General features: G+C 63.0%; 15 protein-coding genes. 5 read left to right on the top strand and 10 right to left on the bottom strand.

Annotated features, from left to right (window positions below; translation table 11 throughout):
• Nucleotides 1–357: 357 nt before the first annotated feature.
• Entirely contained in the window at nt 358–1197 is an 840-nt protein-coding gene (galU, locus tag G7020_RS06760; RefSeq protein WP_181083163.1) for a UTP--glucose-1-phosphate uridylyltransferase GalU, read from the top strand.
• A gap of 138 nt (nt 1198–1335) precedes the next feature.
• Nucleotides 1336–2694 (top strand): glutathione-disulfide reductase, encoded by a 1359-nt coding sequence (gene gorA, locus G7020_RS06755; protein ID WP_181083162.1) that lies wholly within the window; start codon nt 1336–1338, stop codon nt 2692–2694.
• A gap of 29 nt (nt 2695–2723) precedes the next feature.
• Here gorA and G7020_RS06750 read toward each other — a convergent pair whose 3' ends face one another.
• Complete coding sequence (locus G7020_RS06750; protein WP_181083161.1) at nt 2724–3221, bottom strand: copper chaperone PCu(A)C; 498 nt, start codon at nt 3219–3221, stop codon at nt 2724–2726.
• A gap of 65 nt (nt 3222–3286) precedes the next feature.
• Nucleotides 3287–5287, bottom strand: coding sequence for a peptidase U32 family protein (locus tag G7020_RS06745; protein WP_181083160.1), 2001 nt, complete (start codon nt 5285–5287; stop codon nt 3287–3289).
• A gap of 203 nt (nt 5288–5490) precedes the next feature.
• Between G7020_RS06745 and G7020_RS06740 the strand changes: the two genes are divergently transcribed.
• A complete protein-coding gene (locus G7020_RS06740; RefSeq protein WP_181083159.1) occupies nt 5491–6675 on the top strand; it encodes a sugar transporter in 1185 nt (394 codons plus the stop codon).
• 58 nt (nt 6676–6733) lie between these two features.
• On the opposite strand, the gene G7020_RS06735 is transcribed toward G7020_RS06740, so the two are convergent.
• The 8 genes from G7020_RS06735 to G7020_RS06700 form a co-directional block, all read right to left on the bottom strand.
• Complete coding sequence (locus G7020_RS06735) at nt 6734–7072, bottom strand: DUF3325 domain-containing protein (protein WP_181083158.1); 339 nt, start codon at nt 7070–7072, stop codon at nt 6734–6736.
• Complete coding sequence (locus G7020_RS06730; protein ID WP_181083157.1) at nt 7069–8628, bottom strand: PepSY-associated TM helix domain-containing protein; 1560 nt, start codon at nt 8626–8628, stop codon at nt 7069–7071. Before G7020_RS06730 ends, G7020_RS06735 begins: the two co-directional genes overlap by 4 nt.
• An 8-nt stretch (nt 8629–8636) precedes the next feature.
• The gene (locus tag G7020_RS06725) at nt 8637–8924 is read right to left on the bottom strand and encodes an iron transporter (RefSeq protein ID WP_181083156.1); all 288 of its coding nucleotides are present in this window, start codon (nt 8922–8924) and stop codon (nt 8637–8639) included.
• 48 nt (nt 8925–8972) lie between these two features.
• On the bottom strand, nt 8973–10271 hold the full coding sequence (locus G7020_RS06720; protein WP_181083155.1) for a class I SAM-dependent methyltransferase: 1299 nt from the start codon (nt 10269–10271) through the stop codon (nt 8973–8975).
• 120 nt (nt 10272–10391) lie between these two features.
• Complete coding sequence (locus tag G7020_RS06715; RefSeq protein ID WP_258189266.1) at nt 10392–12452, bottom strand: TonB-dependent receptor domain-containing protein; 2061 nt, start codon at nt 12450–12452, stop codon at nt 10392–10394.
• A 143-nt stretch (nt 12453–12595) separates the two neighbouring features.
• The gene (locus G7020_RS06710; protein ID WP_181083153.1) at nt 12596–13927 is read right to left on the bottom strand and encodes a HAMP domain-containing sensor histidine kinase; all 1332 of its coding nucleotides are present in this window, start codon (nt 13925–13927) and stop codon (nt 12596–12598) included.
• Nucleotides 13928–14629 carry a response regulator transcription factor gene (locus tag G7020_RS06705; RefSeq protein ID WP_181083152.1) on the bottom strand — a complete coding sequence of 234 codons (702 nt, stop codon included), beginning with the start codon at nt 14627–14629 and terminating at the stop codon, nt 13928–13930.
• Nucleotides 14630–14736: 107 nt separating this feature from the next.
• Nucleotides 14737–15135, bottom strand: coding sequence for a hypothetical protein (locus G7020_RS06700; protein ID WP_181083151.1), 399 nt, complete (start codon nt 15133–15135; stop codon nt 14737–14739).
• A gap of 166 nt (nt 15136–15301) precedes the next feature.
• Here G7020_RS06700 and G7020_RS06695 point away from each other — a divergent pair, with 166 nt between their 5' ends.
• Together G7020_RS06695 and G7020_RS06690 are read left to right on the top strand one after the other, a co-directional pair.
• A complete protein-coding gene (locus G7020_RS06695) occupies nt 15302–17212 on the top strand; it encodes an alkaline phosphatase family protein (protein WP_181083187.1) in 1911 nt (636 codons plus the stop codon).
• A 92-nt stretch (nt 17213–17304) separates the two neighbouring features.
• On the top strand, nt 17305–18156 hold the full coding sequence (locus G7020_RS06690) for a CAP domain-containing protein (protein ID WP_181083150.1): 852 nt from the start codon (nt 17305–17307) through the stop codon (nt 18154–18156).
• Nucleotide 18157: the final 1 nt, after the last annotated feature.

Below are 18157 nucleotides of genomic sequence, written 5' to 3'. Positions count from 1 at the left end.
CGCCTGGGGTGACTATTCGCCAGTTCAATGATCTGGATCAGTCGTTTGGCTTTCCGGTGCGACGTTTTGACCTTGTTCGAAGGCTTGCTGCCGAATGCAGGTCGAAGGCGAGAAAAACGAGCAGGAGGGGGCTTGGCATTCCTGGTGCCACGCGTCACGCTATGCATCGCCATGCGGGTCAACTACCGCCCGTCATTTCTTTCATGCACTTTTCATTTGGTGCAGTGACCGAGGCGCGAACCCCGCTCGAATTCGATGGTCGTAGCCTCTGCGTCGGGCTGCCGACGAGGCGGCAGGGCAACGGCTATCGACGTCGGGGCTGCGCAACAACCGGAACCTATTTCTTCAAGGACTCACATGATCAAGAAATGCCTTTTTCCTGCGGCCGGTTACGGCACGCGATTCCTTCCTGCGACCAAGGCAATGCCCAAGGAAATGCTGCCGGTCGTGAACAAGCCCCTGATTCAGTACGGGGTTGAAGAGGCATTGGCGGCAGGGCTCAACCAGATTGCCGTCGTTACCGGTCGTGGCAAGCGCTCGCTGGAAGACCACTTCGATATCAGTTACGAACTCGAACACCAGATTCGCAATACCGACAAGGAAAAATACCTTGTCGGCATCCGCCGCCTCATCGACGAGTGCAGTTTTTCCTATACCCGTCAGGTGGAAATGAAAGGCCTCGGCCATGCGATCCTCAGCGGTCGTCCCCTGATCGGCGATGAGCCGTTCGCAGTGGTACTGGCCGATGACCTGTGTATCAACCTGGACGGTGATCCTGTGCTGGCGCAGATGGTCAAGCTGTACAACCAGTTCCGCTGCTCCATCGTCGCCATCCAGGAAGTGCCGCCGGAGGAAACCAGCAAGTACGGTGTGATCGCTGGCGAGATGATTCGCGATGATATCTTCCGCGTCAGCCATATGGTCGAGAAACCCAAGCCGGAAGAAGCGCCTTCCAACCTGGCCATCATCGGTCGCTACATCCTGACGCCGGACATCTTCGAACTGATCGAGCAGACCGAACCGGGCAAGGGTGGCGAAATCCAGATCACCGATGCACTGATGCGCCAGGCGAAAGATGGCTGCGTGCTGGCATACAAGTTCAAGGGGCAGCGGTTCGATTGCGGTAGCGCAGAGGGCTACATCGCCGCGACAAACTTCTGCTACGAAAACTTCTATCTCACCGGCAAGGCATTCTGATTCTGCTCCTGTGGGCCAGACAGGATCGCGTTCGGTAACCTACAGACGAAGGTAAGGCCAGGGCACATGCAAACGCCTGTGATGAGCAGGCGAAAAGCCTGGGTTATGCTGCGCCTTCCTGAAGGGAGATAACGGTCAATGGCTTACGACTTCGATCTATTCGTCATCGGCGCCGGCTCGGGCGGTGTTCGGGCCGCGCGCTTCGCGGCGAGTTATGGTGCGCGGGTGGCGGTGGCTGAGAGCCGCTATCTGGGTGGCACCTGTGTCAACGTGGGATGCGTCCCGAAAAAACTGCTGGTCTACGGCGCTCACTATGCCGATGACCTCGCTCAAGCCCAGGGCTACGGCTGGAGCATCGACGGCGCGACCTTCGACTGGAAAACCCTGATCGCCAACAAGGATCAGGAAATCCAGCGCCTGAACGGCATCTACAAGAATCTGCTGGTCGACAGCGGCGTGACCCTGTTGCAGGCCCACGCGCGGCTGGTCGATGGCCATACCGTCGAGGTTGAGGGGCAGCGCTACAGCGCCGGGCATATCCTGATCGCGACCGGCGGCTGGCCGCATGTGCCGGAGTTCCCCGGCAGCGAGCATGTGATCACCTCCAACGAAGCCTTCTACCTGGAGGCCTTGCCACGCCGCGTCCTGGTGGTGGGCGGTGGCTATATCGCCGTGGAGTTCGCGTCCATCTTCCATGGTTGCGGTGCCGATACCAAGCTGCTCTATCGCGGCGACCTGTTCATGCGCGGCTTCGACGGTTCGCTGCGTGATCATCTCAAGGACGAAATGATCAAGAAGGGTGTCGATCTGCAGTTCAACGCCGACATCGCGCGTATCGACAAGCAGCCGGACGGCAGCCTGCTGGCGACCCTGAAGGATGGCCGCAGCCTGGAAGCCGATTGCGTGTTCTACGCCACCGGGCGCAGGCCGATGCTGGACAACCTCGGCCTCGACCAGGTCGATATCGCCCTGGATGAACGCGGTTTCATCAAGGTGAACGACAGCTTCTGCACCTCGGTGCCATCGATCCTCGCCATCGGTGACGTGATCGGTCGCGTGCAGCTCACGCCCGTGGCGCTGGCCGAGGGCATGGCCGTGGCGCGGCAGTTGTTCAAGCCGGAGGAATATCGAGCGGTGGATTACAACACCATCGCCACGGCGGTGTTCAGCCTGCCGAATCTGGCCACCGTCGGCCTGACCGAAGAGCAGGCGCGCGAGCAGGGTTACAAGCTCGTGCTGTTCGAAAGCCGTTTCCGGCCCATGAAGCTGACCATGACCGAAAGCCTGGAACGCAGCCTGATGAAGCTGGTGGTCGATGCCGAGACCGACAGGGTGCTGGGCTGCCACATGGCGGGTCCCGAAGCGGGAGAGATCATGCAGGGGCTGGCCGTGGCTTTGAAGGCCGGCGCCACCAAGCGTGTGTTCGATGAAACCATCGGCATTCACCCGACGGCGGCTGAAGAGTTCGTCACCATGCGCACGCCGACCGGTAGCTGAGCGCCGGAGCCTGGGCTCCGGCCCAGGTTTCAGTGGTGATGATGGTTGTGCGCGTCGTCAGCGGCTTGCGGCGCGTTCTCCTGAATGGCGACATCGACGACGACCTCGCCGGCATGCTCGAAGATCAGCGTCAACGGAAAATGCTCGCCTGCAACAAGCGGTTCGTTCAGCTGGAACAGCATGACGTGATGGCCGCCAGGCTTGAACTCCGCCTGCCCGCCAGCGGGAATCTCGACCGAATCGATTTGCTCCATGCGCATGATGTCGCCTTCATGTACATGGGTATGCAGTTCGGTCTTGCCTGCGCGCGGGGTCTGCGCGCCGATCAGACGCTCCTGCCGATCACCCGGATTGTTCAGGGTGAAGTACACCGCGCCGGTGGGCGCGCTCGGCGGCATCGCGCGGGACCAGGCGCCGCTGACGGTGGGCATCTCGGCCATCTGCTGATGATGCGAATGGGCATCATGGGCCAGGGCGCTAAGGGCGGTCGTGCTGAATACAAAAGCCGTTACCAGGCGAAGCAACATGGGCGTCTCCAGAGTGATTTCAGTGTGCTCGAACCTTAGCACGCAGGAGGTTTTTCAACGACGTGTCAGCTCTGTGGCCTGCTGCGAATGGTCTTCATAAGGTCCTCGGGGCTGATCTGCCCGACCACGCTGGCCGCGCTGCCCGGCTGCGGCAGGTTGAGGATGTTGCCCTTGATCTTGCCGATCACATGCATCTCGCAGGGCTTGCAATCGAACTTCAGCGTCAGCACCTCGTCGCCGTGCACCAGCTGCATCGGCGCGACCTTGGTGCGCACGCCGGTGACGCCCTTGGCCTGCTTGGGGCAGAGGTTGAAGGAGAAGCGCAGGCAGTGCTTGGTGATCATCACCGGCACTTCGCCGGTTTCCTCGTGGGCCTCGTAGGCTGCGTCGATCAGTTGCACTCCGTAGCGGTGGTAGAAGGCTCGGGCTTTCTCGTTGTAGACGTTGGCGAGAAAGCTCAGGTGCGCTTCCGGATAGACCGGCGGCGGTACGCTGACCGGCTTGCGCGCGCCACGCGGGCGTATGGCTTCGCGGGCTTCGGTCAGTGACTCGATGGCCTCGCGGCGCAGGGCCTTGAGCTGGGAATTGGGAATGAAGAATGCCTGGGGCGCGTCGATCTCGGCTTCTTCGGCGTGGTAGATGGTGGTACCCAGCTGGCTCAGCAGGTCGGTGATTTGGCCAGGCACCTGCTCGGGCTTCTTCGCTTCGCCGAAGGGGCCGGCCAGGGAAACGCTGGCATAGGCGCCTTCTTCGCTGGTGACGTGCAGTTCCAGCTCATCTTCACGCAGCTTGGCCAGCCAGCGCACGCCGACGCGGCGCTCTGCGGAGGTCTTGAGCAGCGCCTGCTGCCAGTTGTGGTCCAGGTTGCGGTTGAGCGGGTGGTTCGGCCGCAGCTGCTTGAGCGCGGCCGGCATCTCGTTGGGCTCGACACGGTACTGCCAGCGGGTTTCGCCGTCTTCTTCGAGTTCCTTCAGCGGCTCGACCACGCTGGCGCGAAAGCCCACCACCTCGCGCTTGATCAGTACATTGAGGCCATCGCCATTGCTCAGCGGCTCGCGGGTACAGGCGATGAAATCATGCTTGCCGACCTTGAGCACCTCACCCACCGGCAGGCCGGTGAAGGTCGGCGAATCGAAGGCGCCGATGTCGATCTTGCGGTCGGTAACGAAGTAGTCGGTGCTGCCACGATGGAAGGTCTTGTCCGGGTCCGGCACGAAGAAATGCTCGGTGCGACCGCTGGAGGCGCGGGCCAGGTCGGTGCGGTCTTCGAGGATGTCGTCGAGGCGCTGACGGTAGTAAGCGGTGATGTTCTTCACGTAGCTCACATCCTTGTAGCGGCCTTCGATCTTGAACGAGCGCACGCCGGCCTCCACCAGCGCGCGCAGGTTGGCGCTCTGGTTGTTGTCCTTCATCGACAGCAGGTGCTTGTCGAAGGCCACCACGCGGCCCTGGTCGTCCTTCAGGGTGTACGGCAGGCGGCAGGCCTGGGAGCAGTCGCCGCGGTTTGCGCTGCGCCCGGTCTGCGCATGGCTGATGTTGCACTGCCCGGAGAACGCCACGCACAGCGCGCCGTGGATAAAGAATTCCAGAGTCGAATCCACCTGCTCGTGGATGGCGCGGATTTCCGCCAGGTTCAGCTCGCGCGCCAGCACCAGCTGGGAGAAGCCGGCACGATCGAGGAACTTCGCCCGCTCCAGGGTGCGGATGTCAGTCTGGGTGCTGGCGTGGATCTCGATGGGCGGCAAGTCCATTTCCATGATGCCCATGTCCTGGATGATCAGCGCATCGACGCCGATCTCGTGCAACCGCTGGATCAGCGTGCGCGCGGCTTCCAGCTCGTCGTCGTGGAGGATGGTGTTGAGCGTGACGAACACCCGCGCGTGGAACAGATGGGCGAATTCCACCAGCCCGGCGATATCCTCGACGCTGTTCTCGGCATTGTGCCGCGCGCCGAAACTCGGCCCGCCGATGTACACGGCATCGGCGCCATGCAGGATGGCTTCGCGGGCGATGGTGACGTCGCGGGCGGGGGCGAGCAGTTCGAGGTGGTGCTTGGGCAGAGACATGAGCGCAGACCGGATGTGAATCGAAAGTCACGCATTGTAATGGCTCGGGATGGGTTTGGGGTCCGCCGCCGGGCATATGGGGCAGGGGTAGCGTTGTCGTGGCGCGTTATGAGGCATAAGATTCGTTGTTTACAGCTCCGACCAGCTTCCTGCGCAGTATAGGAGCTGGGGTCTTCTTGCCTGCATCCCGGTTCATTTCTCTCATGACTCATACGGAAACGACCGCTCCCGGCGGTCGCTGGCTCAGCGTCGTCGCGCTGGCGCTGGCTGCGTTCATTTTCAACACCACCGAGTTCGTGCCCGTCGGGCTGCTCAGCGATATCGGTCGCAGCTTCGACATGCCCACCGCGCATGTGGGGCTGATGCTGACGGTCTATGCCTGGATCGTCGCGCTGGCTTCGCTGCCGCTGATGTTGCTGACGCGCAATATCGAGCGCCGCAAGTTGCTGATCTGGCTGTTCCTGCTGTTCATCGGCAGTCACCTGCTTTCCGGCATTGCCTGGAGCTTCGAGGTGTTGCTGGTCAGTCGCACCGGCATCGCTTTCTCGCATGCGGTGTTCTGGTCGATTACCGCGTCGCTGGCGGTACGTGTGGCACCGCCCGGCAAGACTGCGCAGGCACTGGGTTTGCTCGCCACCGGCACCACCATGGCGATGGTGCTGGGCGTTCCCTTGGGCCGAGTGATTGGCGGGATGATGGGCTGGCGCACGACCTTTCTGGTCATCGCTGTGGCGGCAGCGCTGGCGCTGCTGTGTCTGGCTCGAACCTTGCCGCTGTTGCCGAGCCAGAACTCCGGCTCGTTGCGCAGCCTGCCGGTACTGTTCAAGCGGCCTCTGCTGGTCACCGTCTATGCGCTGACGGTGCTGGTGGTCACCGCCCAGTTCACGGCCTATAGCTACATCGAGCCGTTCACCCGGGAAGTCGCGCAGATGAGCAACAACATGACCACCCTGGTGCTGCTGCTGTTCGGTGGCGCCGGGATTTTCGGTTCGTTGCTGTTCAGTCGCTACGGCGCGCGATACACGCGACCGTTCCTGGTTTGCACTCTGGTGGTCCTGGCGCTGTGCCTGCTGGCGCTGCGGCCACTGGCGGGGTTGCCGGTGGCGTTCTGCGTGATGAGCGTGATCTGGGGAACGGTGGTCCTGTGTTTCCTGCTGGTGCTGCAGTCCAGGGTGCTGCACTTCGCCTCGGATGCCACCGACGTCGCCATGGCGCTTTTTTCCGGTCTGTTCAACGTCGGTATCGGTGCCGGTGCCTTGCTGGGTAGCGTGGTCAGCCAGCAGGTGGGGTTGGAGACAATCGGCTTCTTCGGCGGCGCACTGGCGCTGGCGGCATTGCTGCTGTGTGGGCTGATGATGAAACGCTATCCGTCGATTACTGCCAGTTGAAGGCAAACCGCCCGATCAAGGCTGATCATCGGGCGAGCTTGGCATGGCGGAGCCCGGGCTACCCGAGGACGGTACTCATCGCTGTGAGCAGCGCACCGAGCAGCGGTATCGAAAGCGCCAGGCGCGGCTTGTAGGGCATCAGCATTACAAGCGCCAGGCCGGTCAGCGAGATCAGGCCGAACCAGGCGACGGCAGCCATTGCGGATGACCAGACGTCCGTTGCAACCCAGCCGGACAGGCCCAGCAACGCCCCGCCGACCGGCGTGCAAATACGTCGTGCCACGGCGGGCAGGCGTGCGCTGGCCAGCTGTTTCCAGTGGCGCTGCATACCCAGGCAGAAACCGAGCATGCCGGCGTAGGCCAGGCTCAGGGAAAGCAGCAAGGCGGTGATGTTCATGTTGCAGCTTCCATCAGACGAGGGTTCTTGCGCGCAGGAGAAGCGGCGGTCGCAGGGATCTTGCGAGCGGCCCAGACCAGCAGCAGGCCGAGTGCCAAGGCCGTACCATCCACACCCAGACGCAAACCGTCGCTGGTGAGCCCGCTCGCCAGATCAAGCAGCGGCAGACCGATGCACAGCAAGGCCGCTGCAGCCAGCTGCTCACGCCAGGCGCGCAGCACCGGGCGCAGTGCGGCATGCGCCAGGCTTGCCAGCCAGATGACGAAGAACATGCGGATTTCCCAGCCGCTGCGCCCGGCAAGGTCCGTTGGCAGCAGGCGGTTGCTCCAGAGCATGGCGACGCAGGCCAGGCTGAGGCCGGTCACCGTGGCCACGTTGAGCCGTTCCACGACATTCAGGAAATGCCGCGAACCCTTGGCCTGCTTGCGCTGCTTGACGGTATAGAGCACCAGCCCGGTGGCGATCATCACGCAGCTGACCAGCCCGCAGACGAAATACAGCCAGCGCATCGGGTAGCCGCCGAACTGGGCGAAATGCAGGCCGGCCATGACCCGCTGGGTGAGCTGGCTGGCACGCGAAGGCGGCGGCGCCTGCACGACCCTGCCGCTGACGCCGTCGAATACCAGCGACTCGCCCTTGGTCAGTTCGATGCGGCTGCCCAGCAGCGGGCGGACGGTGACACGGGCATCGGCCCTGCCGGGGTTGCTGACCGCCAGACCCGCCAGCATGCCCGCTCCGTAATGGGCCTCGCCCTTGCTGATGAACTCGGCCAGCGGCAACAGTGGAGCGGCTTGCACCGGCTGTTCGCTGCGCTCGCGGCCAGCCTGGCGTCCGCCACGCTCAGGCGCGCCCTGTGTTTGCACCGCGCCACGCAGGTCACGCTGCAGAGCCTGGCGGTCGCCGTCGTACAGCGCATCGAGCGCCGCCGGCATATAGATGAGAAAGAAGATCACCAGCCCCGTGTAGGTGATCATCAGGTGGAACGGCAGCAGCAGGACGGCGCTGGCGTTGTGCCCGTCCAGCCAGGAGCGCTGGCCCTTGGCCGGGCGGAAGGTGAAGAACTCCTTGAAGATCTTCTTGTGGATGACGATGCCGCTGATCAGCGCCACCAGCATCGCCATGGCGGCGAAACCCACCGCCCAGATGCCGATATTGCGCGGCATGTGCAGGGTGTAGTGGAAACGGAAGAAGAAGTTGCCACCTGCGGTCTGGCGCGCCTGGACCGTTTCGCCGGTTTGCGGATGCAGCAGGGTGCCACCGCCACGGCGCTGCTCGCCGACGGAAACCGACAGCACCGGCGAACGTTCGGTGGGCAGACCGATGTTCCAGTTCTGCTCCTGCGGATGATGGGTCTCCAGCCACTTCTGGGCCGTGGCGGCGGCGCCGGCCTGGTCCAGCGGCGAACGCTCGATTTCCGGCTGCATCCACCAGTTCAGCTCCCTATCGAACACCGCCAGCGTGCCGGTAAGGAAGATGGCGAACAGCACCCAGCCGAGCAGCAGCCCGCACCAGGTATGCAGCCAGGACATGGATTGGGTGAAAGTCTTCTGCTTCATCCAAGATTTCATCCGAGACGCTCCAGCAGTTGCGGCCAGAAGCCGATGAGGGCCAGTGGCAGGCTCAGCGCTACGCCGAGGGTCAGCTTGCGCAGCGAATGCACCGCGAACGCCCAGAGAATGAACGCCGTGTAGAGCGCGAACGACAGCAGAGTCGAGATCAGTGCTGCGTCAGGGCGCTCGATGGGCAGAAGGCGGGCCAGGGCTGCGGTAAAGCAGTAGGTGAACAGGTAGCCGCCCAGCACGGCGGCCAGCAGCCGTGAGATCACCGGCCAAGGACGGGAGGAGGTTGTCATGGATGCGTCTCTCGCATTTGTTGTTCTCTGATGCAGAAATGAGTTTGCCTAGTGTTCGGTATCAGGTTGCCAGTGCATCGCCGTTCCGCATTCGGACACGATCTTCAGTCGCAACTGGTTGCGCTCGATCCAGGCCTGCAGCTTGCTCGCCTTTTCCGTGGCGAGGCTTTCCGGGCGCTGGGGGTGAGCGTGGCCTTGCCAGAGCAGCATCTGCAGGGACTGCGAAAGCGTGGCGATGTGCGAGGCGAAGGCCGGCAACTGCCTGAGTTCGGCAAAGGTCGCAGGGCCTTGGTGCAGGCGCTCCAGAAGCGGAGAAAGCGCCTCGGCTGGTCCCTGGATTTCGCCGATGGGCGTGCGGAAGGTCAGGGCGCCCGTGCGGGGCGTGCCCGGCAATGCCCGGAAGCGAAGTGCATCGACCTGGTCCAGTACCTGTTGCTGACTCAGACGCTCTGGGGCGCGCTGGAACAGGTCGGTACGCTGGTGCCGGTTGGCGGCCAGGTCCTTGACCGTTTCGCGAAGCGCCGGCGAGCCGAGCCCGGTCAATAGCGGCTGGATCGCACCGGGTACGCAGAGGGTTTCCAGATTGTCGAAGGCATTCGCGCTGCCTATGTAGGTCACGCCGGCCTGTGCCACGAATTGATGCACGTCCACCGAGTGCTGGGGCGCCCAGCGGTCGGTGAGAAAATCGTGGGCAAGGTAGGCGGGATGCTGTTGCTTGAGCGCGCTGATCTTGCTGCTGAGGTCGGGCTGGTCGGCAAAGGCACCGACCGCGTCCAGCTTACCGACGAACTCCAGTGCGGCAGCGAGCTTTTCCTGGGATGTGCCGGGCAACTGCCGTGCCAGGTCGTTCAGCAGTTTTTGCACCGGGATCATCCGGGTCGCGCCGGGATGACACATGTAGTGCAGGTAGAACAGCCCCTTGGGCTTGAGTGACTTGGTCACCAACTGGAGGATGTTCTTCTGTTGGGCAGGTGCTATCCACGACCAGACGCCATGGCAGACGACGAAGTCGAAGAACAGCGTGTTGTCTTGGGCGAAGCGGGCGAAGTCGGCATGGATGAAGCGCAGGTTATCCAGGCCAATGGCCTTTGCGCCCGCCGTGGCGATGGCCAATGCCTGTTCGTTGGCGTCCACGCCCACGAACTGTCCCTGGGGATTGGTGGCCGCGGCAACCAGCAGGTTGATGCCCATGCCGCAACCCAGTTCGCAATAGGAGTAGGGTCTGGCGAGGTCGGGGGCGGTCGAGCCGAGGAACTGCGCCAGGCTGGCCAGCCAGACGGGCTGGAGTTCCTTGTGGAAGTGTGGCGGATAGGCCACGTCCATCACGTAGCCGTCATTGCTGCTCATGTTGCCTGGCCTCCTGAGCGACCGATCGGGCGGGTGCCGATTGCGCATGCGGTGCGAATTCCATACAGACGAATGCTCCCTGACGGATGGAGCCGTCAGGGAGCATTCGTCTGGCGCCAATCAGAACGCCTGGGTCAGCGAGAAGATGAAGCGTCGACCGTCCAGGTTGTAGGCGTACTCGCCATCCGTGGTCACTTCCTTGTTGCCAAGGTTGTAGACGCCCGCCTTCAAGGTCAGGTCGTTCGTCGCTTTGAAGGCTACGCCAGCGTCGACGAAGCTGTATGCCGGATAGCGGAAACCGTTGGTGCCGGAACCGCTGGTGCCGGTCTGCCAGCGGCCGGAGGTCTTGCCGCGGTAGTTGTACTGGGTCCAGACGTTGATCCGGTCGGTGGCCTGCCAGTCAAGCGAGGCGTTGAACATGTGCTTGGCTATATCGTTGAGCGGCTTGCCCTTGAAGTCGCCCGACTTCTGCTCGGTCTCGGTGTAGGTGTAGCTGTGGCGATAGGTCAGGTTGTCGAGCAGGCGGTAGTCCAGGGTCCACTCGATGCCGCGCAGCTCCGCCTCGTCCACGTTCTCGTAGGCGGTGTAGCCGAAGCGATGACCTGGGTACGTCGTACCGTTGTAAACGCATGGAACGCTCTCGGTGGGGTCCTGAGGGCAAACCCGGCCGGTACGGTTGATCTTGTCCTCGTAATCGATCACGTAGGCGGTCAGGGTGGTGAGCAGCCCCAGATCTTGTTCTTCGTAGGCGATGCCGATCTCGCGGTTCACACTGGTTTCAGGCGTCAGGTCGGGGTTGCCGATGATCACGCCGCCCATGGAGGTGGAACCGAAGTCCGTGGCGCTGGAGCGCAGGTCAGGTGCCTTGTAGCCCGTGGTGACGCCGCCCTTGATGGTGAAGTTGTCGTTCAGGTGATAGACGCCATAGACCTTGGGGCTGAACTGGCTGCCAAAGGCCTGGTTGTCGTCGAGACGCCCGCTCAGGGTCAGGATGAAGCTGTCGGTCAGGTTCCAGTTGTCTTCGAGGAAGATCGAGTTCTGGTAACGGTTCATCTCGACGGTGGCGTTGGCGTCCGCAACGACGGGCTCGCGCAGGCCATTGGTGTTGTGTTCCAGGTTCTCGTACTTGTGGGTCAGGCCGCCGGTGATGGCATGGGAGCCGATGAAATAGGTTGCCTGGGTATTGGCGGTGATCACCTCGTACTCGATGCCCTTGCCAGTCACGGGGTTCAGCGTGGTGGCATTTTCGGAATGGTCGTAATTGACGTAGGACTTCAGCAGAAGGCTGTCGTAGTTGCCTTCATGCTCGATGAAGTAGTTCTTCTTGATGGACTCGTTGTAGGTCGGGGTGTCGGTCTCGAGCAGGCTTCTGCCCGGGGTTTTCCAGCGTTCCTGCTTGGTATAGCTATGACCGAGCGTCAGATTGTTCTGCTCGTCGATATTCCAGGACAGTTTCCCGCCGGCATTACGCTTTTCGTATTCGGGGTCGGTGGCCGCACTGTCGCTGCCACCGACGAAACGGCTCTCGTCCTGATCGTGGTAAGCGCCCGTCAGTTGCAGACCGAGGACATCCTCGATCAGCGGTACGTTGAGGTAGGCGCTGGTTTGCCAGGTATCTTCATTGAGTTCGTTTGACTTGGAGGGCAGCGTATATTCGGTAGTGATGCTGCCGCTCAGCTCGTTGCTGACCTTCTTGGTGATGATGTTGATCACGCCGCCCATCGCATCGGAGCCATAAAGCGCGGATGCCGGGCCACGGATGACCTCGATGCGCTCGATGGACTCGAGCGGAGGCAGGAAATTGATGGGCGTGCCCGCCTGCGATCCCCTCTCGGAAAAGGCATCGTTGCCTTGCGCCGGGCGGCCATCGATAAGGAAGAGGGTGTAGGCCGAAGTCATGCCACGGACCATGATCGATTGCTCGACGCCACCGCCGGAAATCTGCACGCCGGCAACGTTCTTCAGTGCGTCGGTGATGTCCGTGTAGGAGCGCTTCTTCAGCTCCTCGGCAGTAATGACGGAGATCGTTGCCGGCGCATCCTTGATGTTCTGCTCGAAGCCCGACGCACTGACCACGGTGGTCGGCTGCAGCTCGATCGCATCCTGGGCATGGGCCAGGCCGCTCATGGATGCGGCTACGGCTACTGCACAAGCCAGTCTGTTTCGTTTGAAAATGACCATTACCAGCAACTCCCTGAGAATCATCCACGCATCATTGTTTTCAGCGGCCCGGATGCCGGCGCCCGGTCGAGGCACAGGCGCGGCTACGCCGATCTGGCGTGAATGCTATGTATTCTCATTTGATAGTAAAGATCATTTACAAACTATACATCTTGTAACCGAATCGTCACCCGCAGGCCGGACTGTCCGTTCTCCGCCCAGATCCGACCGCCCTGCATGCGCACCATGCCGTGTGCGATGGCCAGTCCCAGGCCGAAACCGTCGCCACCCGGTCGTGCGGCGCTGAGGCGGGAGAAGGGGCGAAAGATCACCTTCAGGTCGCTCTCCGACACGCCGCTCCCCTGGTCTTCGATACTCAGGTTCCACCAGCCCTCCGTGCGCCTGGCCGTCAGGCAGACGATGCCCTGTTCGGGGGAGTGGCGGATGGCGTTGCGCAGGACGTTTTCCATGGCCTGGGCCAGCGCGTTGAGGTTGCCGAGTACCAGGCAGCCCTCCGGCAGCTCCGAACGGATGCGTTCGCGCGGCCAGCCCGACTCGAAACAGGCATCCTCGCAAAGCACCTCCCACAGGGCCTCGATGTCCACCGGTTGGCACTCGAAGCGGGGTCGCTCGCTGTCCAGCCAGGCCAGTTCCAGTGTGTTGTCCACCAGTTGTTGCATGCTGCCGACTTCACGCTCGGTGCGCTGGCGTAACTCGTCGGCCTGTAGCTCGCTTTCGCAGGCCACTCGCAGGCGACTCAAAGGTGTGCGTAATTCGTGAGACAGATCGCGCAGCAGCTGCTGTTGCTGGGTAATGGCATTGCGCAGGCGCTGGGTCAGATAGACCAACGAACGCCCCAGTTCACCCAGTTCGTCGCGCCGAAGCGCAATCTCCGGTGGCGGCAGCACGTCGAGATGATTACCACGCAGCGCGTTGGCCTGTCGGCGCAGGCGTTCCAGTGGCGAGATCAGCAGGGCATAAAGCAATCCGCAGAACAGTACGGAGAAGAGCACTGGCAGCAGGTATACCGCCAGCAGGGTCAGCAGTGTGTGGTTGCGCCAGGGGCGCATGCGCTCGGGCAGGCGCATGATCAGTTGGTCGTCCGCCTCTGCGAGTGGAATGCTGACCAGCGGCAGGTGCTTGCTTCGGCGACTCATGGGCCAGTCATAGTGGCGCACGAAGGTGAGTAACTGGTACTCGTCTTCGGTCAGCTCCTGGTCGCTTCGAGAAAGCAGTTGGCGATCCACCACAGCCGCCCAGCCATTTTCTCGCTGGCGCAGTTCAGCCAGCCATTGACTCAAGGCTGCCGGCCCCTGGCGCAGCGCTACGTCCGCTTCGGCGGCATAGTCTTCGAGGACGCTATGCGCTTCCTTCGAAAGATAAGAGGTGTGATGGTCGATCTGGTGGCCGATATGATCGGCCGCCCAGATCATCGACAAGCAGAAGCTGGCGACCAGGATGACGAGCTTCCAGAATATCGAGTGGCGGCCAGGCATTCAGCTGTCCTGTCTGCTCAGGAGATAACCCTTGCCCCAGACCGATTCGAGCCGAACCCGATTCACGCCTTCGCGCGACAGCTTGCGGCGGATATTGCTGATGTGCATGTCCAGGCTGCGATCATGCTGGGAAAATCCCCGGTGCAGCACCTGCTGATAAAGAAACGGCTTGCTGAGCACCTCGCCGATCGATTCGTGCAGCAATTTGAGCAGGCGGTATTCGGTCGAGGTCAGGCCGATTCGGCGACCTTCATGGCGCAGGTCGCTGCTCTGGTCATCGAACAGCAGTACATCGTCCTCGGCGGCTGCCGGAGGCGTTTTCTCGTAGTCCACGCGCCGCAGGATCGCTGCAATCCTTACCTGCAGCTCCTCGATGCTGAACGGTTTGGGCAGGTAATCGTCGGCGCCGCTGTGGAACCCCTGGATACGGTCGGTCTCGGAGCCCAGCGCAGACATCATCAGCACCGGTGTATTGCGGCTGCGTCGCAGCCTGGCGAGCAATTCCAGGCCGTTCAGTTCCGGCAGCAGGACATCGAGCAGGATAAGGTCGAAGTCCATGTCACTCGCCAATGCCAGGCCATTGACGCCTTCATCGACGAGCGTTACATCGAAGCCGTGAGCTTCAAGGGAGGTCTTGAGGTGCGAGCCCAAGATGGGATCGTCCTCGATGGCGAGAATCTGTCGTTGCAGAGCTTGAGGCATAGCGCCGTCTCAAATACGAATTATTATAGTTTAGTATTCGGCAGCAGCGGCAAGCTGTAAGTCAAGGTTCACCGGCTGGATAGGTGTGAAGAGTCGGAGGTGGCCACTCAACTGTCGCCCAACAGGTCGTGGGCGTCGAGCAGGCGCCAGGCGATCTGGGGATGCTGTGTCAGGGCGCGGCGGATCGCGGCGGGAATCGAGCGGCGGGTCTTGCGGCACAGCCCCGGCTGTTCGGTGAACTCGATGGCGATGCCGCGCATGCTGCGTACTTCGCCGTGGCCGGGGGTTACGCTCAGGCGGATGCCGAGCTGCTCCTGCATTTTTTGCTGCATGCGTTCGAGATCCGCTAGGCTCTGGATATGCTCCAGACGGTCGAGCAGGCGCTTTTCTTCATGCAGGGTCAGGCGCAGGATGCGCCAGTCCGCCTCGGGATTTTCCAGCAGCTCGTCGCGCCTGCAGTCGCAGGTGCCGGGCGGGCAGGGCGGGCGGAGCGCAAGAGTCGTCATGACGGGTGATCATAGCCAGCCGGATCGCTGCTTGGCCATCGCCGGCGAGGCGAACGGGGTTGCCAGGCGACACAGTCATCGCCGCTGCTGTCACAATGCGACCCCGGTCACCCACTGCGAATCCGTCTTGATCGAAGCAAATTTCACCGCCGAAACACTCCCCCCGGTGCTTGCCGGCCCGCTACTGCGTCGCGTCGAGCCCACTCGGCTGGTGTTCTGGCTGGTGGGCTCGCGTCCGTTGCAGCTTTCGCTGATTGTCGAAAGCCAAGCGCATCAGCTGCGTCGCGTCGTAGCGCTGGACGGGACGACATGCCAGCAGCTGCCGTTCGGTCGCGATGCCGTGCTGCACCTGATCGACGTGTCGCTGGACGAGCCGCTGCCGACCGATTGCCTGATCGAATACGACCTGCGCATCGGCGGCCAAGAAGAACAGGGCACCGCCGACTGGGCGCCGCATTTGCTGTACGACGGCGCGGCGCGGCCCAGCTTCGTCATCAAATCCCGGCTCGACCGTGTACTGCATGGCTCCTGCCGCAAACCGCACCACCCGGCCAGGGACGGCCTGCTGTGCGTCGACGAGCTGCTCTCCAACGGGCGTGACAACCCCCAGGGCCGACCGGCGCTGTTGCTGATGAGCGGTGACCAGGTGTACGCCGACGATGTCGCCGGCCCGATGCTGGTGGCCATCCATGCGCTGGTGCGCCGGCTCGGGCTGTATGGCGAGCGACTGGAAGGCGCGGTGGTGGACGACAGCGAGGAGTTGTTCCGCCATCCGGCCACCTATTACCGGCGCGAGGACCTGCTGCCGGCGTTCAAGTCCAACGAGGCGCTGCGCGAGCGCTTCTTCGGCGGCGTGGAAAAGCCGGTGTTCACCACCGCCAACGGGCACAACCACCTGATCACCTTCGGCGAAGTCATGGCCATGTACCTGCTGGTCTGGTCGCCGCTGCCCTGGTCGCTGATCGCGCCGGCCATGCCGGGTTCGCTCACCGCCGAGCAGGCCGAGCGCTACCGCCGCGAAGAGGACTGCCTGCGAGCGTTCGTCCAGGGCCTGTCACGGGTTGCGCGGGCGCTGGCACACGTGCCGTCGCTGATGATCTTCGACGACCACGACATCACCGACGACTGGAACCTCTCGGCGCGCTGGGAGCAGACCGCCTACGGCCATCCCCTGTCGCGGCGGATCATCGGCAATGCGCTGATCGCCTACCTGCTGTGCCAGGCCTGGGGCAACCAGCCCGAGCGCTTCGCCGAGCTGCTGGCGCAGACCCAGCAGCTGATGGATTCGGCCCGCGACGCCTGGCTGGATAGCGAACCGCAGGACCACCTGATCGAAGACCTGCGCCAGTTCCGTGGCTGGGGTTACGAGCTGGCCACCGAGCCGCCGCTGGTGGTGCTGGACACGCGCACCCGCCGCTGGCGCAGCGAGCGCAACCTCAGCCGACCTTCGGGCCTGATGGACTGGGAGGCGCTGAGCGAATTCCAGCAGAACATCCTCGACAAGCCGTCGGTGCTGATCGTCTCGCCGGCGCCGATGTTCGGCGTGAAACTGATCGAAGTGATCCAGCGCATCTTCAGCTGGGCGGGGCAGCCGCTGCTGGTCGATGCGGAAAACTGGATGGCGCATCGCGGCGCCGCCCACGTGATGATGAACATCTTCCGCCACTCGCGAACGCCCGGTAACTACGTGATTCTCTCCGGTGACGTGCATTACTCGTTCGTCTACGAGCTGCACATCCGTGATCGTGACGCCGGCCCGCAGCTCTGGCAGATCACCAGCAGCGGCGTGAAGAACGAATTTCCCCGGAGCCTGCTGGACTGGTTCGACCGTCTCAATCGCTGGCTTTACGCGCCCTGGTCACCGCTGAACTGGCTGACCAAGCGCCGCCGACTGGAAGTCGTGCCGCGCGTGCCGGATCGCAGCCAGGCTGGCGAGCGGCTGTGGAACGGCAGCGGCATCGGCCTGCTGGTGCTCGACCCCGGCGGCAGGCCGGTCGAGATCTACCAGCTCAATGCCGACGGCTCGCCACCGACGTCGTTCCTCGCCGAGCGCGATGGAGTGATCAACCCGCGCTGAGCCGGAACGCCGCTCAGGAGCCGCGTAGCGGATGGCTGGTGCTTTGCGGCGCGCTGCACGATCATTGGGGCAGCCAGGTCAGGGAGCACTTCATGCGCATTAAGTCATCGCTTGTACGTTTCGCCTTGTCGGCGCTGGGGCTGATAGGTGCTGGTGCCGCCAGTGCGACCGAAGAGCTGCGGCTCGTCGAGTCGATCAATCACTATCGCAGCGAAGTGCGCAGTTGCGCGGGACAGGCGTTCGAGGCGTTGCCGCCGCTGCTACCCGATTTGCGCCTGGTCTTGTCTGTACAAGGACAGGTCGATTTGCAGCCGGCGTTGAACGCCAAGGCCTATCCCTTCAGCAATGCGAGCGCGATCAGCCTGTCCGGGCCGCGCGACAGCCAGGCGGCCATGACCGCCTTGCGCGAAAGCTTCTGCAAGATCCTGCTGGACCCGCAGTTCATCGATATCGGCGTAAGCCGTGAAGGCCGTGACTGGCGCATCGTGCTGGCGCGGCCTCTGCTGAGCGGCGGCCTGGGCGACTGGCTGGTGGAAGGGCAGAAACTGCTGGAGGGGATCAACGTCGCGCGCAGCCAGGCGCGCCGGTGTGGCGAGCAGTCCTTCGTTGCGGCACCGCCGCTGGTATGGAACGCCAGGCTGGGCGAGGCTGCCGAGGGGCACAGTCGGGCCATGGCCAACGGCAATTTCTTCAGCCATCTCGGCAGTGATGGGCGCACGCCGGGCGACCGTGCGGAGCTGGCGGGCTATGACGGGCGGCTGATCGGTGAAAATATCGCCGCCGCGCTGGATGCGCCGGACAAGGTGGTCGACGGCTGGCTGGCCAGCCCCGGTCATTGTGCGAACCTGATGAATCCGCAATTCGGCGAGCTGGGCGCGGCTTATGCGGTCGATCCGCAGAGCGATGCGGGCATCTACTGGACGGCGCTGTTCGGCACGCCCTGAA

The organism is Stutzerimonas stutzeri (assembly GCF_013522825.1).
Taxonomy (GTDB): Bacteria; Pseudomonadota; Gammaproteobacteria; order Pseudomonadales; family Pseudomonadaceae; genus Stutzerimonas; species Stutzerimonas stutzeri_AK.
The sequence above is the reverse complement of the archived record's forward strand: the minus strand, read 5'-3'. Positions and strand labels throughout refer to the sequence as shown.

Excerpts from the sequence above, each read along its gene's own strand:
- galU (WP_181083163.1), top strand. The coding sequence starts at position 358 with ATGATCAAGAAATGCCTTTTTCCTGCGGCCGGTTACGGCACGCGATTC.
- gorA (WP_181083162.1), top strand. The coding sequence starts at position 1,336 with ATGGCTTACGACTTCGATCTATTCGTCATCGGCGCCGGCTCGGGCGGT.
- G7020_RS06750 (WP_181083161.1), bottom strand. The coding sequence starts at position 3,221 with ATGTTGCTTCGCCTGGTAACGGCTTTTGTATTCAGCACGACCGCCCTT.
- G7020_RS06745 (WP_181083160.1), bottom strand. The coding sequence starts at position 5,287 with ATGTCTCTGCCCAAGCACCACCTCGAACTGCTCGCCCCCGCCCGCGAC.
- G7020_RS06740 (WP_181083159.1), top strand. The coding sequence starts at position 5,491 with ATGACTCATACGGAAACGACCGCTCCCGGCGGTCGCTGGCTCAGCGTC.
- G7020_RS06735 (WP_181083158.1), bottom strand. The coding sequence starts at position 7,072 with ATGAACATCACCGCCTTGCTGCTTTCCCTGAGCCTGGCCTACGCCGGC.
- G7020_RS06730 (WP_181083157.1), bottom strand. The coding sequence starts at position 8,628 with ATGAAGCAGAAGACTTTCACCCAATCCATGTCCTGGCTGCATACCTGG.
- G7020_RS06725 (WP_181083156.1), bottom strand. The coding sequence starts at position 8,924 with ATGACAACCTCCTCCCGTCCTTGGCCGGTGATCTCACGGCTGCTGGCC.
- G7020_RS06720 (WP_181083155.1), bottom strand. The coding sequence starts at position 10,271 with ATGAGCAGCAATGACGGCTACGTGATGGACGTGGCCTATCCGCCACAC.
- G7020_RS06715 (WP_258189266.1), bottom strand. The coding sequence starts at position 12,452 with ATGGTCATTTTCAAACGAAACAGACTGGCTTGTGCAGTAGCCGTAGCC.
- G7020_RS06710 (WP_181083153.1), bottom strand. The coding sequence starts at position 13,927 with ATGCCTGGCCGCCACTCGATATTCTGGAAGCTCGTCATCCTGGTCGCC.
- G7020_RS06705 (WP_181083152.1), bottom strand. The coding sequence starts at position 14,629 with ATGCCTCAAGCTCTGCAACGACAGATTCTCGCCATCGAGGACGATCCC.
- G7020_RS06700 (WP_181083151.1), bottom strand. The coding sequence starts at position 15,135 with ATGACGACTCTTGCGCTCCGCCCGCCCTGCCCGCCCGGCACCTGCGAC.
- G7020_RS06690 (WP_181083150.1), top strand. The coding sequence starts at position 17,305 with ATGCGCATTAAGTCATCGCTTGTACGTTTCGCCTTGTCGGCGCTGGGG.